Genomic DNA, 25,946 nt, shown 5'->3' on the forward strand with positions numbered 1-25,946 from the left:
TTAATGGTAGACTTTTGCATAGCGTCAGATCAAGGAAAGTTTAGAAAAGAAAACCAAGATAGAGCCATTGTTGTTAATGGAGAGTATTGAACATTGGCTGCTTTGTGTGATGGTATGGGTGGACATGTTGGCGGTAGCCAATGTTCAACATTATCAACTAATAGTATTAAACAATATTTCCTAGACACATTTCCTCAAAAGTTGGAATGTAGTGATAAAAAAAACGTTAGCAAATGATTTAACAATGCAATAAGCTTTATAAAAGAAGCTTTAGTTAATTATGCAAAAGAGTATACTGAATTTGAAGATATGGGGACTACAATGGTTGTTGCCCTCATTTTTAATGCAAATGGTTTAGCTTATGTCTTTAATATTGGTGATTCACGCTTGTATGCATACAATGGATTACTTTATCAAATCACAGAAGATCAAAATTATTTATATCAGTTAATGAGAGAATTTAATTTAACATACGAAGAAGCAGCATTAGATCCTAATTCATACAAACTTATAAGTTGTCTAGGACCAAATAAAAAAACCAATTGTCAATCATTTTTTATATCACAAAAATCAGCAGTTAAATATTATTTATTAACATCCGATGGATTACACGATTATGTTTCTAAACCAATAATAGAAACTGTTTTGCAAACAAATAAGAGTTTAAAAGATAAGTTAAACCTTCTAATAAAATATGCCAAAAAAAATCTTTCAAAAGACAATATAACCGGAATTCTTGTGGGGTTGAAAAATGAATAAGATAAAAGAATTACCCGGCATGTTTGTACTTAATAAGTATTTTACTGATTTTGAATTAATTGGGACTGGAGGATTTGGCGAAGTTTATTCTGCTACATATAAAAAAAATAATAAAAGAGTTGCAATTAAAATACTAAATTGTATCGATGATAGCCGTTGGACAGAGCAGAGAACGAGATTCATTAACGAAATAAATATATTAAAGGAAATTCATAGTTCTAACGTAGTAAAGATATTAGGCTGACATTATAAAGGAAACGAAGTTTTTTATGTAATGGAGTTAATTAAAGGCCAAGGTTTAAAAACAATAATTGCAAAAAACAAAAAAATCGATCCTGATACTGCAATTATGTATGCAAAGCAAATATGTCAAGGTTTGATTGAAATCCATGCTGCCAAAATAGTTCATAGAGATTTGAAACCAAGCAATATATTAATTGATGAAGAAACAAATAGCCTAAAATTAATTGATTTTGGCATCTCAATAGGCGAATCAACTCAACGTGTAACTAGAAATTATAAAGCTGTTGGTTCTGTTCAATATATGGCACCTGAATTATTGCGTGGAATAGCTGATCCTTCTCCGAGAAGTGATATATATGCATTTGGTATAATTTTGTTTGAAATGCTTGAAGGAAAGGTTCCTTTTAATAATCATGATGATATTAACCAAATTATGATGATGCACATCAATAATGAATTGCCCAGAATGAGTGATGTCAATGTTATTATTCCACAAGCATTAGAAAATATTGTAATTCGTTGCACCGCAAAATCTGCAGAGCAAAGATATGCTGATTGCGTTGAACTAATGCATGATTTAGAGACATGTTTAGATTCAAAAAGAGTAAATGAAAAAAGATTAGAATTAAATCCAAGTAAATCAAAAATGAAAGCCAAAAGAATCTTTAATAGTAAATTATTCAATATTATTTTTTTCACAACAGGAGGCTTTTTAGTAGCTTTTATTGTGATATTCGTGGTTTTATTTTTAAAGGGGATATTGTAGATGATAGAAGGTAAAATAGTTAAATCAGTTGCTGGTTTTTATGATATAAAAAGTTTTGAAGATAAGCAGATTTATCGTGTAAGAGGAGGAGGAAAACTTCGCTTGCTTGATATAGTGCCAATTGTGGGTGACAACGTTTTGTTTAAGAAAGACGAATTTATCTATCAAATTTTAGGTCGCAAGAATTTTTTTATTAGACCTAAAATTGCAAATGTTGATCAAGCAATTGTTGTGATGTCGTTAGTTGAACCTGAATTCAGTTCATTGCTCGTTGATAAATTTTTGATTATTATCGAAAGCAAGAATGTTAAACCTATTATCGTATTAACAAAAAAAGATCTAACTTCTGATTCAAAAATAGCTTTTTATAAGGATCAAGGTTATGAAGTTTTTGAAATTAATTACGAAACAGGGCAAGGATTTGAGGGCTTAGGAGAAATATTTAAACATAAGACAAGCTTCTTTGTTGGTCAAACAGGTGTAGGAAAAACTACCTTGATAAATTATTTGGCAAAAACAAATTTTGAAACACAAGCAATTTCTAAAGCCTTAAATCGAGGAAAGCATACAACAAGAGAAGTTAGTTTGATTGATTTTAATGGTGGTGAAATAATTGATACACCAGGTTTTTCTTCAATAGAATTTGATTTAACAATTGAAGAGCTACCGATTGCTTTTAAATCGTTTAGAGAGGCTGCAAGCAAATGCAAATTTAGAACAAGTTGTAAACATTATTTAGAATCCGTTGAGGATTGCGAAGTTAAAAAATTAGTTTTACAAGGCAAAATTAAACAAGAAAGATATGATAATTACATTAGTTTTTTAAAAAGACTAACAAATCCAATCAAATAGGAGAAACTATGAAAAAAATAAGTTCATCAGTTTTAGATGTTGAAAAGAATAAATTAACAAACTATATTGACCAATTAGTTGATTGAGGTGTTTGCAATGTTCATTATGATGTAATGGATGGAATTTTTGTAAACAATACTGCTTTAACATTTCAAGAAATCAAGCAAGTTAAAGAAAATTGCAAGAAACATACAATGGATATTCACTTGATGGTTAAAGATGTTTTCAAATATTATGAAATGTACAAGAATATTGGAGATATATTGACATTTCATTATGAAGCATTTGAAAATAGTGATCTTGAAAAGATGATTAAACAATGCCAAAAAGATAACGTTAGACTCGGCTTGGCAATAAAACCTAATACACAAGTTGAAGAAATAAGACAATATTTAAAACATTGTTCTTTGGTTTTAATAATGAGTGTTGAACCAGGCTTTGGTGGCCAAAAATTTATTGAAAATTCATTTAATAAAATAAAGGAATTAGCAGACATTCGTAAGGCTTTAGATTTAAACTTTATTATTGAAGTGGATGGTGGAGTTAAAGACCAAAATATTGCCAAATGTTTTGAATGTGGCGTTAATTTAGCAGTAGTTGGTTCTTATTTAGTAAAAAACTTTTCAAAAGAAACAATTGACCAACTTTTAAAATAATTATAATGAAAAAAGCAAATAAAATATTACTGTCTACATTTACAACTGCAATTTTAGCATTGCCTTTTGCCACAATTTCTTGTAAAGTCGATCAAATTAAAGAAAAAGAAAAATTAATAAACAATTCTAGTCAGCTAAATAAAGAAAACAAAAAAATATTATTAAATGAATTAAACATATTAAAAACCCGTTTAGTAAATTCAAAACTTAATGAGAAACAAAAAAACGAATTTCTTGAAATTCAACTATTTTTAAAATTAATAACACTTAAAGAACTAAAAATATCTAACGAATTATTAAAATATTATAAATTAATGGCCTTGCTTCAAGATAAGTCTGAAGTAAATAAATACGCAGATTTAATAAAAAAATATTCAAAAAAATTTTCTGATGTTTTGAAGGATGATAGTTCAATATTAAATGATATTTACAATCAAGTTGCAAATTTAATTCCTAGAATTAATTTACTTAAAAATTCTTATATTTTTTCATTAAATATAAATAATAAAAAATTCACTTTTTTGAATAATAATGGAATACTATTCAATTTGGATTTTATATTGAATAACATTGAAAACAAGGAAAACAAATATTCAATTTATTACAATACAAAGAAATATGAACTAAATTTAGAAATAAAAAACATTGAATTTAATTCAAATATTAAAACTGCATTAGATTTTAAAAATCAAGATTTTTTAACAACTAATTTTTTGGATTATGATAAAGATTTAGTGTGCAATGAAATGTTAAAAAATGCAATGGTTTATAAAAATTATGAACTAGTTGAAGATTTTAATGAAAATGATAAGAACATTAAATTTTCAAAAATGTTTACTAGTCAAGATTTTGCAAATAATTATTTGGTTAATTGATTAACAAACGAACCAAATATATGTCAAATCGGTGAAGATAAATTTTTAATTTATTACCATTTACCTTTTTCAATAGAAAATAAAAAAATTGTTCAAAAGCCTTCATTGTATATTTCAAATGTTGTTGCTGATTCAACAATTATTAAAGCAATAGCAAGCAGGAATGTATATTTATTAAAAAACTTATTTTTGTTGTTGCCAAAAGAAAATTATAATGAAAATTCAAAAGTCTTAAATAACTTAATGAAATAAGCATTTGAAAATTAGACTAACAATTAAAATACTGGTCTAATTTAGCTTTGTTAAAAGTTTATAAAAAGTTTGAATTTAAAATATCGAGATGTCCATTGCTAAAAAAATCAAATTAAACAAGATAATTATTAAGAAACGCTTATTTTGTTTAATTTAATTTTTTAATTTATGTGTATATTGAAACAAAAAACTTATAAGCAGGGGAATGCCAAAATATATTGCAAACAAAGCGACTATATAATTAAAATGTATAAAAAAAAGTGCTAAAATTTAAATAAATATTTTGAATAAATTAAAATAATATGATTAATAAAGAATAATTATTTTTTGCTTGCGCCTACAATTTTTAACTAGCTTTTTAAATTGATTGTTAAGGTTCATAATTCTGAGCAAATTAGAAAGGAAAAAAATGTATAAGAAAACAAATAGAAAAATATTGATTTCTCTTGCCATATTATGTGGAGGTTTAGCAGTGGCATCAATTGCTACAGTTGCTGCATACGCAGGTAAATCAAAACCAGAATCAAAAATAGAAAAAGAAAATCTTTTGAATGAACTTAAAGAGGCATTAAATCAATTAAAACAATTGATTGCATCACCGGAAGCTAAAAATATTGAAAAATCAATGAAAATCAATATCTTAAATAATGCTAATGTTTCGAAAGATTCCTCAATTAAAGAAATTCAATCTAAAATCAATCAAGTTAAATATGCTATTAATTCATTAAACAAAAAAATCGCAGATCGAAATAAAAAGGAATTTGAAAAATTTGAACAAATCAAAAACGATCTTCAAACTTATATTAATAGAGATTTAAATGTTGTTATATACAATGAAATAACTAAAAAATCTAAAAATGAAATATTGAAATTAAATAACATATCGCAAAGCTCAAAAGAACAAGAAATTATAGATGCAATAAGCAAATTGTATGATTTAAAGAAATGAATTTTAGCCCAAAAATTATTAATAGACAATTCAATAAATGAACAAAAAAGACAACTTAAGTCCTTAATTAAAATTGCTAATCAAATATTGTTATCAAACAAAATAGTTGAACGTGACTTAGAATTTAAACAAGAAATTTCTAAGGCTGAGGCATCATTAAGTCAAACAAATAAAACTACATCTGAACTTTTTAGAGAAAGAATATTGCTTCACAAATGTATTAATGAAACTCTATTATTTGAAGAAACAATGTTTAAAGAAAAGGAAACAAAAATTAACGAGCTTAAGAAACAATCAGAAACTATTTTTGAACACATTGGAAAAGACCCAAATAATAGCATATTCGATTATAATTCCCAATTTTATAGAAACATAATAACTAAAATTGATAGTTTGAACACTAATGAAAAAAGTTTAACCTTAAATAAAAAGATTTAAGATATAAGTAATGAAATAAATAATCTAGACAAATCATTTTCTAAGTTGGTTTCTGACACCCTTGAAGAATTTGAATATGAGGATGATCTTAAAGACCATATTGATGTTGCAAAAGATCCCAAAAATTGAATTAATATTCAAAAATATATCTGATACATTAGGACAATAAGCCAAGTTAAAAAACTAAACTTAAAATCGTTAGTAGATTTTTATAGCAATGATCAATTTGCTAAATTTATTTGCAATACAATTTCAGACTTTTTCGATTATACAAGAGCAAAGAAAGATTTTGATTTTACAAATTCTGTTATTGCAAATTATGTACTTAATAAAATTATTAAGATCAGGGATTTTGAAGAATTTAAAAACTTAAATAGTTATTTTGCAGATAAAAAAAATGATATTTGAGCAATGCAAGTAGACCAAATAACAGACGAAATGAAAACAAAAATCTTTGATTTGTTAATTAAAGATTTATCTAATATTTTAAAGAAAGATAGTTTTGAAAGCAAACTATTAAGTGCAATATTGTTGCCTACAATATTTAAAAAGCCATATGAAAATCTTTCTAAAATAGTAAAGCCAATTATAGATATGATACATAATAAAGACGAATATAGCATAGAGATTATTGGATGAGAAAATGCTTCACAAGAATTAAGTCTGGATATATCTAATATAAAAGAAGCAGAAAAAAAGGCTTTAGAAATAAAAGCAAAATTGACCCAAGAAAATTTAAAAAATAAATTAAAAGAATTCAAATTAGTAAAAGAAAACTTGGGAAATTTAATTAAAAAACTATCCGAAAAAGGCATCGAAGTCGAAGAAGATACAAAATTCATATATGAAAATTCTGAAGAAGACGAAAATTCTACATTATATGAAGTAATAAATTCTATTATTAGAATAAAAAAAGAAATAAGATACCTTGAATATAAACTAGATTAATAATCACTAAAATATAATAAAAAAATCCTTTTGATAGCATTAAACCTGGGCAAAAAAATTAGGCTCGCAATGAAAAGAAAACGGGTCTAATTTTTTGTCCTAGTTTATTTTTTGCTTTATTTTTTATGACTAAAAACATACTTTATTAAATAAAGAAATATAAAAATAAAAAAATAAAAAATTTTTAGCACTCTTATGCTTTTAGTGCTAAAATATTAAATGTAAATTGAAAAAATTCAAATTAAAAAATATATTTTAAAAGGAGATTAATTATGGCTAAAGAATTTATCTTAGGTATAGACTTAGGTACTACTAACTCGGTAGTATCTGTTATAGAAAATGGAACCCCAAAAATATTAGAAAATCCAAATGGTAAAAGAACTACACCATCTGTTGTTGCTTTTAAAAATGGAGAAACAATTATTGGTGAAAGTGCTAAAAGACAATTGGAATCAAATAAAGATAGTGTTGCATCTATAAAAAGATTAATGGGTACTTCTCAAACAGTACATCTAAATAATAAATATTACAAACCTGAAGAAATCAGCGCAATGATTTTAAGTTACATGAAAGATTATGCTGACAAAAAATTAGGTCAACCTGTTAAAAAAGCAGTTATCACAGTTCCAGCATATTTTGACAATGCACAACGTGAAGCAACAAAAAACGCAGGAATTATTGCTGGCCTTGATGTTGTAAGAATTATTAACGAACCTACTGCTGCCGCATTGGCATTTGGATTGAATAAAGATAAAAATGAAAATCAAAAGATCTTAGTATTTGACTTAGGTGGTGGTACATTTGACGTTTCGTTGCTTGAAATGGAAAGTGGAACATTTGAAGTTTTAGCAACAGCAGGCGATAACCATTTAGGTGGCGATGACTGAGACCATGAAATTGTTAAATGAATGGTTGAACAAATTAAATCTAAATACAATTTCGATCCAACAACTGACAAAATGGCAATGGCAAGATTAAAAGAAGAAGCAGAACGTGCAAAAATTACTTTATCAGAACAATTAATTGCAAACATTTCTCTTCCATTCTTAGCAATGAATGAAAATGGACCAGTTAATGTTGAATTAGAAATTACTCGTGCTACATTTGAATCAATGACTGAACATTTACTACAAAGAACAAGAAAACCATTATTAGATGTTTTAAGTGAAGCAAAATTAACATGAAATGATATTAATGAAGTATTACTAGTTGGTGGTTCAACAAGAATGCCAGCTGTTCAAAAACTAGTAGCAGAAGTAACTAATAAAAAACCAAATAATTCAATTAACCCAGATGAAGTAGTTAGCGTTGGAGCTGCTATTCAAGGTGCAATATTAGCAGGAGAAATTCAAGATGTTTTACTACTTGATGTTACTCCTTTAACATTAGGTATTGTAGTAGAAGGTGATGTTGTAGCGCCTTTAATTCCAAGAAATACAACAATTCCTGTTACAAAGAGTCAAATATTCTCAACAGCTGTTGATAATCAAACAGCAGTAACAATCGTTATCACACAAGGTGAAAGACAATTGGCTAGAGATAACAAGATTTTGGGTCAATTCAATCTTGAAGGAATTGAACCTGCGCCAAGAGGAATTCCTCAAATTGAAGTAAGTTTCTCAATTGACGTAAATGGTATTACTAAAGTAACAGCAAAAGATAAAAAGACAAACAAAGAACAAACAATCACCATTCAAAACACCTCTTCATTATCAAAAGAAGAAGTAGAAAAGATGGTTAAGGACGCAGAAGCAAATAGAGAAGCCGATCAAAAGAAACGCCATGAAATCGAAGTTATTGTAAAAGCAGAACAATTGAGCAACGACTTAGAAAAGACATTAAAATCAGAACAAGCTAAAAACCTAGGCGAACCTCAAAAACAAGAACTTCAAAAAGAAATAGATGAAATTAAAGAACTAATAAATAAAAAAGATATCGAACAACTAGAAAAGAAAATTACAGAATTTGAACAAAAAATGGCTCAAGCTGCTGAATTTTTAAAGAAACAACAAGGAAATAACAATCCAAACACCAACAACGATAACCCTCAAACTAACTAAAAATAATTAATTTAAAATAACGGTTTTAAGCCGTTATTTTTTTGTTTTTTGTCTTTTAAAAAAATTCTTCAAAATAAAAAGCAAAAATGGGACTAAATATTGCATTTTTCCCAAAATAACACTTTTTTTATAACTTGATTAATATTTTTTTTGTAAAATTTCTAACATAATTGAAAATTTTAATAGAAGTTAAAGTTTAAAATAAATGGAGGAAATAAAAATGAAGACAGCTTTAAACAATTATCACAATTTTTTATTTAAAGTTACTGCTAAGAAAAAAAGCACAATAATTATTCCTATAATTTTATTGTTATGCAGTTTAATTTTGTGTTTTGTTTTTGTTGGTACTAAACCAGCACCGCGTTATTTTAATGTAATAATTTTTGCATATACATTAGTTGCAATATTATTTACAGTATTATATGGCTCTCTCAAGTCCTTAAATATATTTAAAGATCTTGAACAAGATGGGATTGAATTAATTATATTTTCTAAGCCCATTTCAAGAAAAGCAATAATCTGAGGGAAAATTTTAAGTTTTAATTCTCTTGGACTTATTTGAACATTGTTTGCTTTTGTTAGTTCTATTATTGTATATAGTCAAGTTTCAAAAGGAAACATGTTTGGATATTTAGTTTTGTTGTCATTGGTTGCACATTTTCTTGCATATACAATTTTTGGATATATAGCAGCATTGATTGCATATAAAGTTAACCAAAAAATTGCTATAACTGTTCCAATTATAATTTTTGCACCTATGGCAATAGGTGGCGGATTTATATTTGCCAACTCAACATCAACAAATGAAAATTTTGCTCATTATATTAATAGCAAATATAAATACCACAGAGCAGGAAACGAAGTTAATAGTGAAGTATTTTATTTAAATAAAAATGATGATAAATATTATTTAGTTCCAAATGGAATTAATAATAACAAGTTTAGTGATGTACAAAATCAATATTTAAATTTAGCTTGAAAATATTCAAATAGTTCGGCTAATGAATGACAAAAATATTCATGACTTGCAATGCCATATCAATTTGTTGATATATTTAACATTGAAAATCAAAATATTTTTAGCAACCTTTCTTCAGACAGTATTAATAATAGTTTAAGTAATTATTTATATTATAAAAATCAAGAAAATACAATATATAAATATAAATTAAATAGAAATTCGGACTTATTAAAATTACCAACATTAGAAAATAAAACTAAGATTAATAAATACTATCTCCCAGGGATGTTAAATTTAAATTCAAATATTGATAATGAAGTAAATAATGGAGTTATTTACGCTAGAAAAAATGCTTCTAATTTTTCTGCCTCTTTTGAAGAAGACAACTTTGTTTATGCATCTCCAAATAATTTAGTAGGAAAATTAAAATGAAAAATAATGAGCCAAGTTTTAAAATATCATAAATTTACAGAAGCAGCCGAAGAATTTTATTCTAAGGTTAAAAATGAAATTAGTTTAAAGAAATTAGTTAAACCACATGATATTAAAAAGTTATTGTTAGAAACGATTTCAAATGAAGTTAATAATACAAATAGTAAGTTCTTTAATATAGATAATGTTAACTTAGCAGTATTCGACCCTCATGGTGTTAGAGATGGAAGATTGCAATCTGAAACAGAAAGAAAAATTTATATTGCCACAGCGTTGCTATATTTCATCTATTTTAAAGATAATCAAGGTCAAGTTATTAAATCATTATTGAAATCTGAAAGCGATAAAACAACATATGCACCAAGCCAAATAGAAATCAAGGTAGATGGTTATATCTATGAAATAGGTGGATATGAAAGCTACGAACCAAAACAACAAGTGCAAGAAAATAAAATAACTAAAAATAAACAAGTGGTAGTTAGATATGAATTAATTCCAAGTAATAAAAATTATTTATTCCAAACAGTAGATGATGTATATTCAATTGAAAGAGATAGAAAAATAGTTAATAAACAATTTTATATTTTAATTTGAGTAGTAGTGGCAATAATCTTAATGATGGCAAATAGATTTCTATATCTAAGAAAGGATTATAAATAATGGATAATCATATTTTAGAATTAAAAAATGTAGTAAAAATCTATAATAAATCAGATCGTGGAATTCATAATATTTCATTTGCTGTCGAATCTGGAAATTTTCATGCATTTATTGGCGAAAATGGTGCAGGGAAAACAACAACAATTAAAACAATAATTGGTTCTTATATAAATTTTAAAGGTGAAATACTTATTGGTGGAATTGCAAACTTAAACCCTAATTCTAAAAAAATTCTTGGTTATGTTCCAGAAAATGCAGTGTTTCCTAAGGAACTAACAACATATGAATATTTAAAGGCCCTTGCATTATTATCAGGAATAAATAAAACCGAAGTAAAGGCAAAAATCGAAAGTTATTTACAAAGATTTGGAATTATTGAATTAAAAAACGAAAAACCCGCTAATTTTTCATCAGGTCAAAAGAAAAAAGTTTTATTAATACAAGCTTTAATTAACGAGCCTAAATTATTGATTTTAGATGAACCAGCTGCTAATTTGGACCCTACTGCAAGATTTGAATTGTTTTCAATATTACATGAACTAAATGAAAAAGGAACAACAATTTTTATTAGTTCCCACGTTCTAAGTGAAATTGATAAATATGCAAATTCGTTGACATTAATTCATGGTGGAAAGATCTTATATTCTGGTCCTAAATATGATTCATTGGAAAAAATATTTTATGAAAAAGTTATTAAAAATTAGTTTGTCATTGCCATTAGTTATTGCAACAATTCCATTAGTTGCTTCAAGCTGCAAACAAACAAATATTGAAATTAAAAAACCAGATGATAAAAAAGAAACAGCAAATCAAATCCAAGCAAAAATTAATAAAGAATTTCAAAAAAATAAAGTGGTTCAAAAATTACTAAGTTCATTTATTGAAAATGAAAAAGAACAAGATATTTTTGTACAAAACCAAAATAATATATTGCCCAATGTATATTCAGAACTAAAGTTTTCTTTGTTGTATTTTCCTATTTATAATAGAGCCTCAGATAATCCAGGAAGCGAACTTTATGGATTTATAAGGCAATCAAGAGAAATTATTGAAAACACATTGCAAAGAAATTGATATTGATATTTAAAACAAATTGGTAATTTTGTATATTCAATAAACCCTTATAATGATAGATACATTGAAACATCTCAAACAAAAAAAACAATTCAATCTGCCCAAAAAGACATTGGTATTTTATATAAAATAAAAGATGCAATGCCTAAGGATATTATTGAATTGCCTTATAACCCAATAAGTTCAGATGAATTAAAAGAAATAGTTGCTAAAAAAATTAGTGAAAGTATTGATTCTAAAGTTCAAGACCAATTTAGCGATTATTTAGAAGATAGAATTGATGAATCATCGAAGTTAAAAATAGATACAACATCAGATATAACCAATTTTTTAAAAAGCAAAATTAACCTAAATGATGCAAAAAAGCTAATAGAAAATTATTTGAACAATAAGAATAAATTTGAAACAAGTAATCAATATCAAATTAATGATGAAATTTCTAAAAAAATATTTAATTTATTAAATACAAAAGGATCTTCATTTGATAACTATTCCTCAAAGAAAATCTTCTACGTAGCATACGACCACAAAACTTGAATAAGAGTAATGGTTTATACTGAAAATAACGTTAAAAAAATTTCTATAAATCCTGATGTTTATATTTTAAATCAAAGCAATAGCTATGAACAAAGCAAAGAAATTTTAAAAAAATTAAATAAACAAATTTTTATTGAACGGTTGAATTCAATTATTGATTCTTTAATTGAAAATATAAATGAAAAAGATTTCAATATTAAAAACTTTTTTGAAAAAAATAATGATAAAAAATTCTTTGAATTGTTTCAAAAGTTTTCATACAATAAATACTTGATTGAAGCAATGCAAAAAATCAATAAAGAAAAAGATCTAATTTATCGCTATAGTTGGGAGACAGTAGATTATGAATAAAAGAAATTTATTAAATTTTTTGTTTGTTCCCACTTTAATTCTTGCACCATTAACTGCTATATCGTGCGTTGATAAAAGTGAAAAAAGCGATTTGAATGCATTAGCAACTAAAATAGGGGACGTTGTAAATAAAAAAGAAAATCCTGCTATTGAAGTAACCAAAAAAATAATTAACGACTTATTAAAACAAGTATACAGGGATAATGATGTTGAAAAAATTAATTTTTTGGATCAACAACAAAATAAAGAATATCAAAAAAACATTTTTTTGAAAATTAAAGAACTTTCAAAAAAATGAAATTCTAAATTAAGCAATAAAGAAAAAGAAAATATTGCCAATCAATTAAATCAAATTTATGAAAAAAATTGATATATTGTGTTAACAAATATAAATAAATTTAATTTAAGATTCTATGAATGACTTTTGTTTGATAAGCCTGAATTTTTAAGCCAAATTAGGGCAGATGGAAAGCATAGCAAAGAATATTTAAATTCATTAAAAAGCGAAAAGAAACCAGATAATGTTCCGATTATTAATAATTATTTGAAGGAATTAAAAGAAGGCGATGAATCAGGAGAACTTTCAAATATGAACATGCTTTATTTAAAAAAAGATAGTATGATATTCAGATTTAGAGTTGTTGATACATTGACAAAACCAAAAATCAAACTAACGTGTTTTGTGTGATATTTTAGTAAATTTAAAAATATATCAATAAATTTGATTTCAGATATTGTTCATAGTGCTTATATTCACGGAGTTCAAGAAGGATTCAATAGATTTGAAAATGATATGGCAAACCGTTATGGCAAACCCGCCAAAATGATCATGGGAATTTTCGATGATAATGCTTCTAGTGCCAATGGAGGAAAAGAAAATGAATAAAAAAATTTTAATGACTCTATCATTGAGCACGTTAAGCATTATACCTAGCTGTTTTTCTTTAATTTCATGTACTAAAGAAAATAAACAAGATGAAAAAAAATCATTGAATCAAATAATTGAGGGCAACGAAAATGCAAACGAAAGAGAATGAAAAAATTTTTTAAATAGAGATTATGTTAAAGAAATTTTAAGACTTTCGTTTGATGCTGATGTTGATGCTAAAAACAAATATATAGCCGAACAAAAAAAATTAAATAATAATATAGAATATTCGAAAAAATTAAAAGAAGCATTGATATATGGAAATTCTTTGAAGGCTTCTTCAAGTTACAATAGCGATGATTTTTCATCACAACCTAAATTATTGTTTCAAAACGGAAAAAAGATTTTTAATGAACTTAAAAGTAAGAATTGACTTTGATTTCTTTACAACCTTCCAAAAATAATTTTTGGTTATTTTCCTCCAATGAATAAATTTGAATCATCAGATGAACAATCAGCGTTAACCGCGCAAGGTAATTCCTTGATTTTAGGCCATTTTTATAAACCAAAGAGTAATGAAATTATTCAATATACAACTCAAGTTACAAAAAATGACAAAAATGGTGAGAGAACTTATGATGTTTATTTATTAACAAAAGAAGGTTTTATTCTTCAATTAACTATTGATTGAGCAAAAGATGATGAAGATAATAAAATAAAGCCTAGTGTTAAACTTTTTGGTTATATTTACACCTACCCAAACATTGTAAAAGATAGAAATAATTTAAATATTTTCAATATTCAAAAATATGTTATTGCCAATACGGAATCATTTGATGATATTAACAATAGAACATTGCAAATATTATTTCAAGATCAATATGGGGGCAGTCCCTTACGTTATACAATAATTGATGTTAGTTTAAAATAAAATATATTGTCAAGATAAAAATTCAAGTGTACACTAATTTGAAGCAAAATTAAGCGTTGCCTTGATTTTTTTAAATTAAAATTTCAATAGATATAAGCAATAAATCAACATATATCTCATTTTCTTTTGTTTTAAAAATAAAGTTTTTTGCATATTGTAAATTGTAAATTTTAGAATTTAAACAATTAATTTTCATATTTTTGATACAATTTTATTGTATTTATTACAATCGGTAAATTATTCAATTATATTAATTTATCAAACACTATTACGGATTCATTTAACTAGTGTTAGTAAAGATTACTAATGTTAAATGTTAGAAATAATAGGAAGAACAACAAAAAAACAAAGGAAAATTATGTCAGAACAAAAACAACAATCACAACCAGCAGTAGCTCCAACACAAGTAGAACCTGCTATTGTATCACGCGAAAAATTATTAGAAGCAGGAACATACTTTGGACACAGAGTAAGCCAATGAAATCCAAAAATGAAACAATATATTTGAGGAAAAAGAATGGGAATTCATATTATTGATATTGCCAAAACTCAAAAAACATTGGAATATGCTTACAAACTATTAAATAAAATGGCTCAAAAACCAATTTCATTTATTTGAGTAGGAACAAAAAAACAAGCTAAAAAGGCTATAGAATCAGCCGCAGCAAGAACAAATTCAGTTTATGTTTCAGAACGTTGATTAGGTGGAACATTAACTAATTCACAAACAATTTTTAGAAGTGTTAGAGAATTAGAAAGATTAGAAGAACTTCAAAAATCAGAATATCAAGGATATACTAAAAAAGAAGGTCTTTTAATGGACAAGAAAATTGCTAAGTTGCAAAAGAACTTAGGCGGTATTAGAAAATTAGCTGGAAAAGCAGCAATGCCACAAGTAATGATTTGTGCATCACCTATTGATGATGAAATAGCAATTAGAGAAGCAAAAAAGAAAGGTTTGAAAATTTTTGCAATTCAAGATACAAACTCAAACCCAGATTTAGTTGACTTCGTAATACCAGCAAACGACGATTCTGTAAAGTCAATTACTTTAATTACAACTATTTTGGCTGATGCAATAGCATCAGCACATGGCGAAAAACCAGTATATGCATATAAGTCAAATGAAGAAATTATCTTGCCAGAAGAACAAAAACCAGAAAAGGTTGAAAAAATAGCAAACATTGAAGAAAGAAAACCAAGAACTTTTGTTAAAAAAGCTAACGTTGAATCAGAAAATACTAAGAAATCTGAATAAAATAATTGAAAGGGAATGTTATGTCAGTAGATTTAAAAAAAATTAAAGAATTAAGAGAAAGAACAAATTCAGGATTTTTAGATGTTAAAAATGCATTAGAAGCAACAAACAACGATATTGAAAAAGCAATTGAATGATTGCAAGAAAAAGGTATAGTTAAGGCTGCTAAAAAAGCCGGAAGAATTGCAGCAGAAGGAATAGTAAGAGCTGTTATTAAAGATAATATTGCTGTGATTTTTGAATTAAATTCAGAAACAGATTTTGTTGCTAAAAATCAATTATTTTTAGACTTTGCTAAATTATTAGAAGAAGAATTGCCAAAAGTTAATTTCTCAAATATCGAAGATTTATTAGAACAAAAAATTAACGGTAAAACAATTGAAGAATATACAACAGATTTAACAGCAAAAATTGGCGAAAAGATTCATTTAAGAAGAGCATTAAAGTACGAAGCAAAAGAAGATGAAGTTGTTGCTGGATATACACATGCTAACAATAGAATTGCTACTATTTTAATCGCTAAAGGACATAACCAAGAAGCATTAAGACATGTTGCAATGCATATTGCAGCCTTAAACCCTGCTCATTTATTCGAAACATGTTTGGATGAAGAAGAATTAAAAGAAATTTATGAACGTATTAACAACGATCCTAAATTAGCATCTAAACCAGAAAAAATTCAAGTTTCTATGAAATCAGGAATGTTAAGAAAAGAATTCAATGAACGTGGCGTTTTAATGTATCAACCATTTGTTATGGAAGAATCAAAAACAGTTCAACAATATTTAACAGAAAATAAATTGCAATTAATAGATGCAACAAGATTTGAAGTTGGCGAAGGAATAGAAAAGAAAACTGTTGATTTTGCTACAGAAGTTGCTGAACAAATGTCACTTAAATAATAATTAAGTGTTAAAAAAATAGGCTTTTGCCTATTTTTTTTGATACTTTTTAGTTATTTTTTTTAGCTTAATTAAGAAATGATTCAATGCAGAACGAGACTTTTTAATGTTTTTTGTTTCTAATAATAAACTAAGTTCATTCAAGGAACTGTCTAAACTATTTAATTTTAACTCAAATAGTGTAAGTTCTTCAACGCTAAACTCATCCAAGAGATTGTTTTCTTTTATAAATTGATAATTTTTAATAAATTCTAAATTTGCTTTTGCAATACGTTCTTGATTATATACGTCGAGATTTGTTATTCTATTTGCCGAATTATAAAAATCTCTTTGAATTTTTCCATCTTCGAATAAATAATAAGATTCAATGGTCTCAATAGCTTTTAAAAAATCACAAATATTTTCAATTTTTTTTAAATAAATTATTATTTTTTGTTTTCTAATTATTTTTTTAAATTCTAATCCGTGAGAATTTAAAATTGATAAAGCATTTTCTGCATTTATTAAATCATTAAATTTTAACTCTAAATGATTTGTTCTTCCATTTATTATTGAACCCGAAGAAAGGAATAAACCAGCAAAGAATTTTCCTTGATATTTAACACTTACGTTAGTTAAGAAATTTGTATTTATTGAAATTTCATTTTTTTTAGTATATGTATAAGAAATTTTAAGTTCATTGCAAAGATTTAATATATATGTCCTAATCTTAATATTATTTATTACTAATTTAGCTTCATTGTTTTTTACACTGCAACAATAAATTATGCCAGCCATCAAAAAAAACTTTTCTTGTTTTTTTAACTGAAAAGACATAATTTCTTCTTTTACTAGTTGACTAAAAGATTTATTCTCCATAGATGATTTCTTTCCTTTAATATATTAAATTATATTATATAGGAGTCTTTATTTAATTTTTATGCCTGCATTAGCCATTAAATTTAAAGCAAAATCGTGATATTCTTGAGAATTATGATTTGAAATATTAAATGTTGCAATTAAATTTTTAAAGACAATAATTTCTTTATTTTGCTTTAAATGATTGAAATAAGTTTTTAGAGTTATTGCAAATTGTAAAATGCAAATATCTGAACAACAACCAATAATTTCAAAAGAATCATACTTGCTTAAAATTTCCTTTTTTAATGTAAAAAAGGAGTTAGTAGAATTCTTTTCAATTATATTTTTTGCATATTTTTTTAATTCATCTACTACTTGGCTTTCTTTACTATTTTTTAAGCAATGTATTGGATATGATTGCATTTCAATATCATCGCTACTATGAGCATCATTTAAAAAATATATATCATTGTCTTTATATTGAGTTTCTAAAAAATTTTTTATAGGAACAATTATTGACTCAATATTGTCACTATATAGTGCCCCTTCTTTGCAAAAACCATTAACCATATCAACAACAAAAATTGCTTTCATATTGTTTACTCCTTCTTTTTCATTTTTCAATGTTTTTGTATTGTCATATAAATTGTTAATTATTGTATAATTATAACGGATACATCTTAGAGGGACATTTATTTTTAATTATATGTTGGTGTATCTAAAGTTCGAATTTTATTTATTTTAATATATAAGAAAGGATTTCTAATGGCCGAAGAACAATTAGTTGTTACTTCAAGTCTTAAGAAAAAGATTGGCTTCTTTTCAGCTATTCTTATCGTTATGGGTTCGGCTATCGGTGTTGGGGTTTTCCTACGTTCAAAGAACGTTTTACAAAACTCAGCTAACAACGTCGTATGAGCATTGATCGTTTGATTAATTGCTGGATTTGCCGTAATTACCATGGGTATTGCATTAGTTGAAGTTGCATCAGGACGTAATGACAACTTAGGTGTTATAGGTTGAACCAAGGCATTTAGTACATTAAGTCTATACAAAGGTACTAAGTTCTTTATGACCTATCTATATCTACCATTTACTTACTTCTTTATGCCTTACTACGTTATCGTTCAATTCCAAGACGGTATCGCAGGATTCGTAGGATACAGCAAAGTAGGATTTGGTGGTTCTACAAGTGCTCCATGAATCTACTTTGCAATAGGTCTAGCACTTACATTATGAATGATTTTTTCAGCCGGTATTAGTGGCCGTGCTACAAACATTCAAAACTGAATAGTTACAGTTGCAAAATTAATTCCTATTTTCGTAGTTATTATTTTGGGTATTATTTTTGCTGTATACAAAGGTACAGGAAAAGAAGGATTCGTTGCTGGAGTTGATGATGGTGTTACACCACTATGACACAAAATAACATCAGCTGACCTATTCAACAAGAGTTCATCATCATTCTTAGGATTAACACCATTCCTAACTGTATTTAGCTCACTAGGTGGTATCTTCTTTGCATTCGACGGTTTCTATGTAACCGCTGGTATTCAATCAGAAATGAAACACCCAGAAAAAACCCCTGCTGCTATTGTTATTGGTTTAGCATCAATGACTGTTCTATACATGTTAATTGCTGTTACAATGACATTAGGTGGAAACAACGGTTCATTCTACGGATTTGGAGATGAATTAAACGCTGTTAAAGCAGGTTGAGTATTTGGTGTAATTAACATTTTAATCTCAATCGGTATTATTGGTATTTTAAACGGTTTTACCGCTTGAGCTACAAGATGAGTAGAAGACTTAGTTAGAGAAGGTGAAATGTTCGTGCCTGTAAGAGCTTACAGATACATTAAACATTCACAAGTTCCATGAGTTGGAGCAACCTTCGTATTATTAATTTCTCTACCATTTATGGTTATCTTCACTGCTATTGGTGCTTACGCATACTTTGGTGGAGGATATTCAACAGACTACGGTTACCAAATTGATAACCTATTAACATTTGCTGACTTGATGGCAAACTGAATGGCTGTATTCGCATTCGCATTCATTGCAACATCAATTATCGGAATGTTACAAAACAGAAAGAAACACTTTATTGCTGTTGTTGAAGGAAAACACAGTAAATGAACAGGATACGTATCAGTTATCTTCATCTTATCAGTTATGTTCTTCTTAGCAATTGACCCATTCATATCAATAGGTCTATCAGCAGCTCAATACGTTGCAGATAAAACACAAGACAACAGAAACGGCTTAGTAGGAAACATTGCTACATCAGTTCTATTTATAATATATGCAGCAGTTTCATTCTTAGGCGCTCCAGTTGAAAGACAAATTGCTAAATCTAACAAGATTAAATTTGATAGAGTTCTTTCAGGAAACATTTGTGCACACGAAGTTCCAGAATGATGCCCATGCAAATTAGAAGAATTAAAAGAAAAAGCTGAACTAAATGACATGGTTCTAAAAACATTTGCTGAAGCAAGATAATAATTTGCTATTTCACCAGTGGGTTACTCCCACTGGTTTTTATTTATATTTTTAATATTCAATCAAAAACTTAATTTTAATGTTAAAATGTAAAGATAATTATTTTATAAAGGTAACCAATGAAAAATAGTAAAGAACAGATTAACAATATTCCTTATGTTTTAGATGAAACATTGATTAACACAAATTTAAAAACCGGCCTAAGCTCACAAGAGGCCACCTTAAGACTTAACAAGTTTGGAAAAAATGAGTTGCATAAAGCAAAAAAAATAAATCCATTTTTAATATATTTAGAGCAATTTAAAGATATATTGGTCATTATATTATTATTTGCGGCAATAATATCTTATGCTCTTGCGATTGTTTCAGGAACTCAAAATAATTGAAATTGATCTATCAATGGTAATCGCTTATTAATCGAATTTATTGAACCTACAATTATATTATTTGTAGTTCTTACTAATTCGCTAGTAGGTGCTATTCAAGAAATTAAGAGCATACAAGCAGTTGAGGCATTGAGCAAATTAAGTCCCTTGCAAGCTAAGGTTGTCCGTGATGGCAATTTAATAACGTTAGCATCAAGTGATATAACCGTTGGCGATATTGTTTTAATTGAATCAGGTGATGTTGTACCTTCTGATGGTTATTTGTTGTTTAGTTCAAATTTAACTGTTATTGAGAGTGCATTAACAGGCGAAAGTGAACCGGCGACAAAAGATTACCAAGCTAAGAGAAATTTAACATTAGCAATGGCAGATAGACAATTTATGGTTTATTCTTCAACTGTAGTTGCTACAGGAACTGCTTATTTTGTTGTTACATCGGTAGGTGAAAATAACGAAATCGGAAAAATTTCTAAATTAGTTAATCAACAAAAAGAATCAATGACTCCTCTACAAATTAAAATCAATAAATTAGGAAAAATATTTGGATATTCAGGTCTTGCATTATTTTTAGCAAGTTTAGTGACTCAAATAGTTTTCCATGCGGTATCAAGAAATTCTTTTGCTGATACAATGTTTTGAGGCAATGCAATAGTTGGAGCCATTTCACTAGCAGTTGCTGCCATTCCTGAGGGATTAATTGCTTTTACTTCAATTATTTTAGCAATTGGTGTTCAAAGAATGGCAAGAAAGAATGCGATTGTTAAGAACTTAATGGCTGTTGAGTCTCTTGGCAATTGTGCAGTAATATGTTCAGATAAAACAGGAACATTAACGCAAAACAAGATGACAATTGTAGATGCTTTTGATGGAAGTCAACTACTATCAAATAATAGTGAGATTAAAAACTTCTTAAATATTATTGAATTAGGTTCGTTATGTTGCGACGCAAATTTGACTCGCAATGAAAAAGATGAATATGTTGTAGTTGGAGATCCAACAGAAATAGCATTTTTATATGAACTTGAAAAATTTTCTAATTTTAAATACAAAAACAACCTAGAAATAGAATATAAGCGTTTGCATTTGTTCCCATTTGATTCAGATAGAAAAATGAAATCAGTAATAAATCAAAACGACAACAATTATTGAGCAACGGTTATGGGTGCTCCTGAAATAATAATTGAAAAAATGTAATTTTGGTTCGCCTTCAATAAAAGAAAAATATTTACAAATAAATAATCAATGGGCAAATAATGCTTATAGAGTTTTAGCAATAGCAAGAAAATCCTTAAAAAAGGAAACTATTGAGAAATTCAATGAATCATCAATTTCTAAATTACAAGAGCATGTAGAAAATGATTTAGAAATTGTTGGATTAGTTGCAATGATTGATCCTCCAAGAGAAAGTGCAAAGGATGCTATTACATTATGTAAACAAGCGGGAATAAAACCTGTTATGATTACTGGCGATAATTTGAATACAGCAAAGGCAATAGCAAAAAATCTTGGTATATATAGTGATCAAGACCGCGCTATAACAGGAACTGAACTTTCAAACATTTCTGACGAAGAATTAGTTCAAAATATTGAAAAATACAGTGTTTATGCCAGAGTTAAACCAGAAGATAAATTAAGAATTGTTAATGCTTGACAACAAAGAAAACAAGTTGTAGCAATGACCGGTGATGGTGTTAATGATGCTCCAGCATTAAAAGCTTCAGATATAGGCTGCGCTATGGGTATAACAGGAACTGAAGCTTCTAAGCAGGCTGCAAATGTTATATTGGCAGATGATAATTTTGCCACCATAGTTTCAGCAGTAGCAAACGGAAGATCAATTTATCAAAAAATTAAAAACGTAATTCAAAGTTTATTGATTACATCGATTGCGGAGATCATTTTATTATTTATAGGTTTATTTTTGTTTAAAGCGATTTTTTCAAGCGCTGAATGAAAAGTGGCATTAGGAAAAAGTGATTTATATATAATGTCAGCCACTCAATTATTGTGAATCAATTTATTTACTCATGGTTTTCCAGCAATTGCATTAGGACTGCAAGATTCTAAAGAAGACTACATGAATAGAAGGCCTATATCAAAATATGAGTCAATATTTGCAAATCAAATGGGATTCAACACTTTGTGAAAAGGAATTTTGATTGGAATACTATCATTAATAACTTATTATTTAGCAGCGTTATATGCTAGAAATAATGGATTTAATGCAGAAGATATATTAAAAGCAGCATCTACTTGTTCATTTTTGGTTTTAGGTATATCTGCTACATTCAATTCTATAAACTTAATGACAAAGAAATCAATCTTTATATCAAATCCGTTATATTATTGAAAAGTTTATGCCTCAGTAATTTTTTCATTAGCATTTCTATTGATAGTAGTATTTGTAAAAAATATAAATCTAGTGTTCGGAGGCTACACCGAAATTCATTCTAAGCCCGAACTTTTGGCACTAGGATTAGCATTACCATTAGTAATTATTCCAATATATTCAATTCATAAATTAATCATATATTTAATTGAAAAAAACAAAATTAAAGAAAATAAAATTACAGAATTTAAAATGATATTACCTCCAAAGCAAGTCAAAAGAAATCAAAAAAGACATTAAAAAAATGTAGATCTATAGAAATCTACATTTTTTATATTGCAATATAAATTATGCAATTTATTGTTACTTGAGTAACAAGACTAATGGCTTACGCTCATTACAGTAACAAATACAACAAAGGCAAAAAACATAGTTAAGCAAGAAATAATAATTCCTGCTATTGACAAAGTTCTTCCTGAATCATTCATTGATTTTGACTTGCTAAGCCCAATACAGCTAAAAATAAAACCTAACATTGCAAAGAAAAATGACAATATAAATCCGGCAATAGCAAATCCATTAGTTGGTGAATTTTGGATTTGTTGTTGACGTTGCAAATAAGGTTGAGATGGTTGCGTTGTATTCATTTGTGTTGTTACATATGCATCTTTTTCCACCTTTTTTCCGCAATTTGGGCAATAATTAGCGTTATTTAATTTAGTTCCACAATTTGGACAATAATTCATACTACCTCCTCTTACTAAAATGCATAAAAATTATTTTTTTTAATTAATTTTATATATAAATATAACACAATAAAGCAATAAAAAAACATTCCAATTCTTGTTGGGATGTTTTTTATTTAATTAATTATTCTTTTTGCTTATATATATTTTATTTTCTATATCAAATGTTTCGCCGTCAAGTTGCATAAAGTGCATTTCCTTACATTCCATGCTAAATTTATATCCTTGAATTTCATGTACATATTTTTTATAACGTAAATGTTTTCCACTATATACCGAAAAGAATAATCATGCTAATTTTCATTTAGAGACGTTATTAATAATGATTAAATTTAATTTGTCTGTATTGTTACAATTAGGAGCTAATTTCATTCCACCACCAAAATAACAATTATTCATAATTGAAGCTAATCAAACATTTTTAAATTCTAATTCTTTTCCATCTACATTAATTTTTATTAAAGGAATTGTCTTGAATGTCTTAAATGCATTTATTGTTACTTTAGCAAATGACGATTTATTTTTAAGCATTTTTTCATCATTAACTTTTTTTGCAATAACTGCATCAATACCAAAACCAATGCCATTTAAAAAAGATCTTTCATCTTGGTCGTTTTTAAATTTAATTGTTGGTAAGTTGGTAATGTAAGGAGATATCAAATAATATTTTTTATGTATTATTTGAACATCTTGTTTTATTTTTAAAGACCTTAGAAAATCGTTGCCCGTTCCTGCTTTATATGCATAAATTTTGGGTAAAGGTTTTATATTGTGAATTTTATTAGTGATATTGGTTAATGTTCCATCACCGCCGATTAATAAAACAATATCTTTTTCTATATCCATTTGAGAAACTAGATTTTGACTGTCTTTAATTTTTATAATGTCAAATATTTTTACCTCAGGTTGTAAAAATACTTTAATGGCGTCAGAAACTATGTCATACATCTTTCTTTGACATTTTCCACTCTTTGATAGAGAATTATAAAATATATATAGCATAAATTATTTTTCCAAATCTTGTAATCTATTTAATGCATTGATATAAATTTCAAGTGATGATTTTATTTCATCAAATGTAAAATATTCGTTTGGTCCATGCATTAAATGCATATATTTAGTTGATCCAAAAGCGACACAAGTTTTTATTAATCTTGCAAATGTACCGCCACCAATTGCTAAAGGTTTTTCATTTGAATTCATCGCTTCATTATATGTATCCATAAGAATTCTTACAATTGGAGAATCTTGTTCAATATACTTTGGTTCTTTGAATCCTTGCAATTTTGAAAATACATCATCGCCAAATTCATCTTTTAAATAATCATTTAAGCTTTTGGTTACATCATCAATTTTATGAGAAACTGGGACTCTAAAATCAAAAGTTAAAACATATTCATTTTTCAAGGTTCTAATAATGCCTAAATTTGCAGATAATTCGCCCGAAAAATCACTATAGTTTTTAAAAATATTACTTAAATTAAATGATTTGCTATTTAAATTTTCTTTAATAAATTTAAATAATTTAGATTTAGCAAATTCTTTATTTTCTTTGCTTGCTATATTAATGGCTTTAATTATCGCATTGTCACCTTTTTCAGGCGTTGAGCCGTGTCCACCAATTCCCTTAATAATATTAGGTTTTTCATTCAATACTAAAGATGTTGAATCAGGAATTTGGTTAACAACGTCGCCCCCATTTAATTCAACTCCTGGAACCTTTGGAAAATGAATTTCTGTTACATAGATCATTTTTTCAGCATATATTAAAGGTCATTCACCATCAGGAGTATAAGAAATATAAGGATCTTTGAAGTCAGCCAAATAAGACTTCATTGATTTCATTGTGGTTTCTTCTGAAATTCCAAATATTATTCTTATTTTTCATTCGTTAGATAATAAGCCATGATCATGAATGTATTTCATTGCATATAAATTAATAATAGCAGGTCCCTTATCATCTAAACTGCCACGACCAATAATTGATTCATTTGTTATAACTGGGACAAATGCACTTGTACGTCATTGGCTTTCATCTCCTGCAGGAACAACGTCAAGGTGGGCTAGTATTCCAATAATCTTATCTCCATTGCCAAATTCAGCAAACCCATAACGATTTTTAGGATCTTTATAAATATTAAATCCAAAACTTTTGGCAAGATTTAATGCATAATTTAAAGCATTGTCAGTTTCTTTTCCAAAAGGAAATTCACTACTAAAATCTTCTTCACTAATCGAAGGAATTGCACAAATGTTTGCAATATTTTTAATCATTTCATCAAAGTCTTCTTTACTTTGCTTATAAGTAATAAATTTTTTCATTCTTACCTCTTATTAATTTTTTTAATATATTATACATTTTAATCCAAAT

Annotated in this window: 23 protein-coding genes; 18 read left to right on the forward strand and 5 right to left on the reverse strand. The window is 27.0% G+C overall.

Going from position 1 to position 25,946, the window contains the following annotated elements; genetic code table 4:
- Nucleotides 1–3 precede the first annotated feature (3 nt).
- The 15 genes from MHO_RS05840 (at nt 4) to tsf (ending at nt 16,772) form a co-directional block, all read left to right on the forward strand.
- Nucleotides 4–759, forward strand: a complete 756-nt coding sequence (locus MHO_RS05840; protein WP_012855759.1) for a PP2C family protein-serine/threonine phosphatase — start codon at nt 4–6, stop codon at nt 757–759.
- Nucleotides 752–1,768 carry a serine/threonine-protein kinase gene (locus tag MHO_RS02720; protein ID WP_012855760.1) on the forward strand — a complete coding sequence of 339 codons (1,017 nt, stop codon included), beginning with the start codon at nt 752–754 and terminating at the stop codon, nt 1,766–1,768. Before MHO_RS05840 ends, MHO_RS02720 begins: the two co-directional genes overlap by 8 nt.
- Nucleotides 1,769–2,620: a ribosome small subunit-dependent GTPase A gene (rsgA, locus tag MHO_RS02725; protein WP_012855761.1), complete on the forward strand. Its 852-nt coding sequence runs from the start codon at nt 1,769–1,771 to the stop codon at nt 2,618–2,620.
- An 8-nt stretch (nt 2,621–2,628) separates the two neighbouring features.
- Entirely contained in the window at nt 2,629–3,276 is a 648-nt protein-coding gene (locus tag MHO_RS02730) for a ribulose-phosphate 3-epimerase (protein WP_012855762.1), read from the forward strand.
- Between the two features lie 5 nt (nt 3,277–3,281).
- Complete coding sequence (locus MHO_RS02735; protein ID WP_012855763.1) at nt 3,282–4,403, forward strand: hypothetical protein; 1,122 nt, start codon at nt 3,282–3,284, stop codon at nt 4,401–4,403.
- A gap of 409 nt (nt 4,404–4,812) precedes the next feature.
- Nucleotides 4,813–5,790 carry a coiled-coil domain-containing protein gene (locus MHO_RS05845; RefSeq protein WP_041359663.1) on the forward strand — a complete coding sequence of 326 codons (978 nt, stop codon included), beginning with the start codon at nt 4,813–4,815 and terminating at the stop codon, nt 5,788–5,790.
- A gap of 45 nt (nt 5,791–5,835) precedes the next feature.
- The gene (locus tag MHO_RS05850; RefSeq protein ID WP_012855765.1) at nt 5,836–6,738 is read left to right on the forward strand and encodes a hypothetical protein; all 903 of its coding nucleotides are present in this window, start codon (nt 5,836–5,838) and stop codon (nt 6,736–6,738) included.
- 272 nt (nt 6,739–7,010) lie between these two features.
- A complete protein-coding gene (dnaK, locus tag MHO_RS02750; protein WP_012855766.1) occupies nt 7,011–8,798 on the forward strand; it encodes a molecular chaperone DnaK in 1,788 nt (595 codons plus the stop codon).
- A gap of 220 nt (nt 8,799–9,018) precedes the next feature.
- The gene (locus MHO_RS05855) at nt 9,019–10,851 is read left to right on the forward strand and encodes an ABC transporter permease (protein WP_041359666.1); all 1,833 of its coding nucleotides are present in this window, start codon (nt 9,019–9,021) and stop codon (nt 10,849–10,851) included.
- On the forward strand, nt 10,851–11,555 hold the full coding sequence (locus MHO_RS02760; RefSeq protein ID WP_012855768.1) for an ABC transporter ATP-binding protein: 705 nt from the start codon (nt 10,851–10,853) through the stop codon (nt 11,553–11,555). Before MHO_RS05855 ends, MHO_RS02760 begins: the two co-directional genes overlap by 1 nt.
- Nucleotides 11,533–12,813, forward strand: coding sequence for an aromatic motif membrane protein (locus tag MHO_RS05860; protein ID WP_012855769.1), 1,281 nt, complete (start codon nt 11,533–11,535; stop codon nt 12,811–12,813). Before MHO_RS02760 ends, MHO_RS05860 begins: the two co-directional genes overlap by 23 nt.
- Nucleotides 12,806–13,699, forward strand: coding sequence for an aromatic motif membrane protein (locus MHO_RS02770; protein ID WP_012855770.1), 894 nt, complete (start codon nt 12,806–12,808; stop codon nt 13,697–13,699). The genes MHO_RS05860 and MHO_RS02770 overlap by 8 nt, the downstream gene beginning before the upstream one ends.
- Nucleotides 13,692–14,612, forward strand: a complete 921-nt coding sequence (locus MHO_RS02775) for an aromatic motif membrane protein (RefSeq protein WP_121120427.1) — start codon at nt 13,692–13,694, stop codon at nt 14,610–14,612. Before MHO_RS02770 ends, MHO_RS02775 begins: the two co-directional genes overlap by 8 nt.
- 358 nt (nt 14,613–14,970) lie before the next feature.
- Nucleotides 14,971–15,870, forward strand: coding sequence for a 30S ribosomal protein S2 (gene rpsB, locus MHO_RS02780; RefSeq protein ID WP_012855772.1), 900 nt, complete (start codon nt 14,971–14,973; stop codon nt 15,868–15,870).
- 20 nt (nt 15,871–15,890) lie between these two features.
- The gene (gene tsf / locus MHO_RS02785) at nt 15,891–16,772 is read left to right on the forward strand and encodes a translation elongation factor Ts (RefSeq protein ID WP_012855773.1); all 882 of its coding nucleotides are present in this window, start codon (nt 15,891–15,893) and stop codon (nt 16,770–16,772) included.
- A 30-nt stretch (nt 16,773–16,802) separates the two neighbouring features.
- On the opposite strand, the gene whiA is transcribed toward tsf, so the two are convergent.
- Nucleotides 16,803–17,630: a DNA-binding protein WhiA gene (gene whiA / locus MHO_RS02790; protein ID WP_012855774.1), complete on the reverse strand. Its 828-nt coding sequence runs from the start codon at nt 17,628–17,630 to the stop codon at nt 16,803–16,805.
- Between the two features lie 48 nt (nt 17,631–17,678).
- Complete coding sequence (locus tag MHO_RS02795) at nt 17,679–18,206, reverse strand: cysteine hydrolase family protein (protein ID WP_012855775.1); 528 nt, start codon at nt 18,204–18,206, stop codon at nt 17,679–17,681.
- A 171-nt stretch (nt 18,207–18,377) separates the two neighbouring features.
- Between MHO_RS02795 and MHO_RS02800 the strand changes: the two genes are divergently transcribed.
- The 3 genes from MHO_RS02800 (at nt 18,378) to MHO_RS03145 (ending at nt 23,129) form a co-directional block, all read left to right on the forward strand.
- Nucleotides 18,378–20,114: an amino acid permease gene (locus tag MHO_RS02800; RefSeq protein WP_012855776.1), complete on the forward strand. Its 1,737-nt coding sequence runs from the start codon at nt 18,378–18,380 to the stop codon at nt 20,112–20,114.
- A 119-nt stretch (nt 20,115–20,233) separates the two neighbouring features.
- Nucleotides 20,234–21,694 (forward strand): HAD-IC family P-type ATPase, encoded by a 1,461-nt coding sequence (locus tag MHO_RS03140; protein WP_232500345.1) that lies wholly within the window; start codon nt 20,234–20,236, stop codon nt 21,692–21,694.
- Nucleotides 21,681–23,129, forward strand: coding sequence for an HAD-IC family P-type ATPase (locus MHO_RS03145; RefSeq protein WP_232500346.1), 1,449 nt, complete (start codon nt 21,681–21,683; stop codon nt 23,127–23,129). Before MHO_RS03140 ends, MHO_RS03145 begins: the two co-directional genes overlap by 14 nt.
- Before the next feature lie 80 nt (nt 23,130–23,209).
- Here MHO_RS03145 and MHO_RS02810 read toward each other — a convergent pair whose 3' ends face one another.
- The 3 genes from MHO_RS02810 to MHO_RS02820 all read right to left on the reverse strand — a co-directional run bounded on the left by MHO_RS02810 (nt 23,210) and on the right by MHO_RS02820 (nt 25,897).
- The gene (locus MHO_RS02810; RefSeq protein WP_012855777.1) at nt 23,210–23,575 is read right to left on the reverse strand and encodes a DUF4190 domain-containing protein; all 366 of its coding nucleotides are present in this window, start codon (nt 23,573–23,575) and stop codon (nt 23,210–23,212) included.
- Nucleotides 23,576–23,695: 120 nt separating this feature from the next.
- Complete coding sequence (locus tag MHO_RS02815) at nt 23,696–24,577, reverse strand: diacylglycerol kinase family protein (RefSeq protein ID WP_012855778.1); 882 nt, start codon at nt 24,575–24,577, stop codon at nt 23,696–23,698.
- A gap of 3 nt (nt 24,578–24,580) precedes the next feature.
- Nucleotides 24,581–25,897, reverse strand: a complete 1,317-nt coding sequence (locus MHO_RS02820) for a M20/M25/M40 family metallo-hydrolase (protein WP_012855779.1) — start codon at nt 25,895–25,897, stop codon at nt 24,581–24,583.
- Nucleotides 25,898–25,946: the final 49 nt, after the last annotated feature.

It is taken from the genome of Metamycoplasma hominis ATCC 23114, from assembly GCF_000085865.1.
GTDB classification, from domain to species: domain Bacteria; phylum Bacillota_I; class Bacilli_A; order Mycoplasmatales; family Metamycoplasmataceae; genus Metamycoplasma; species Metamycoplasma hominis.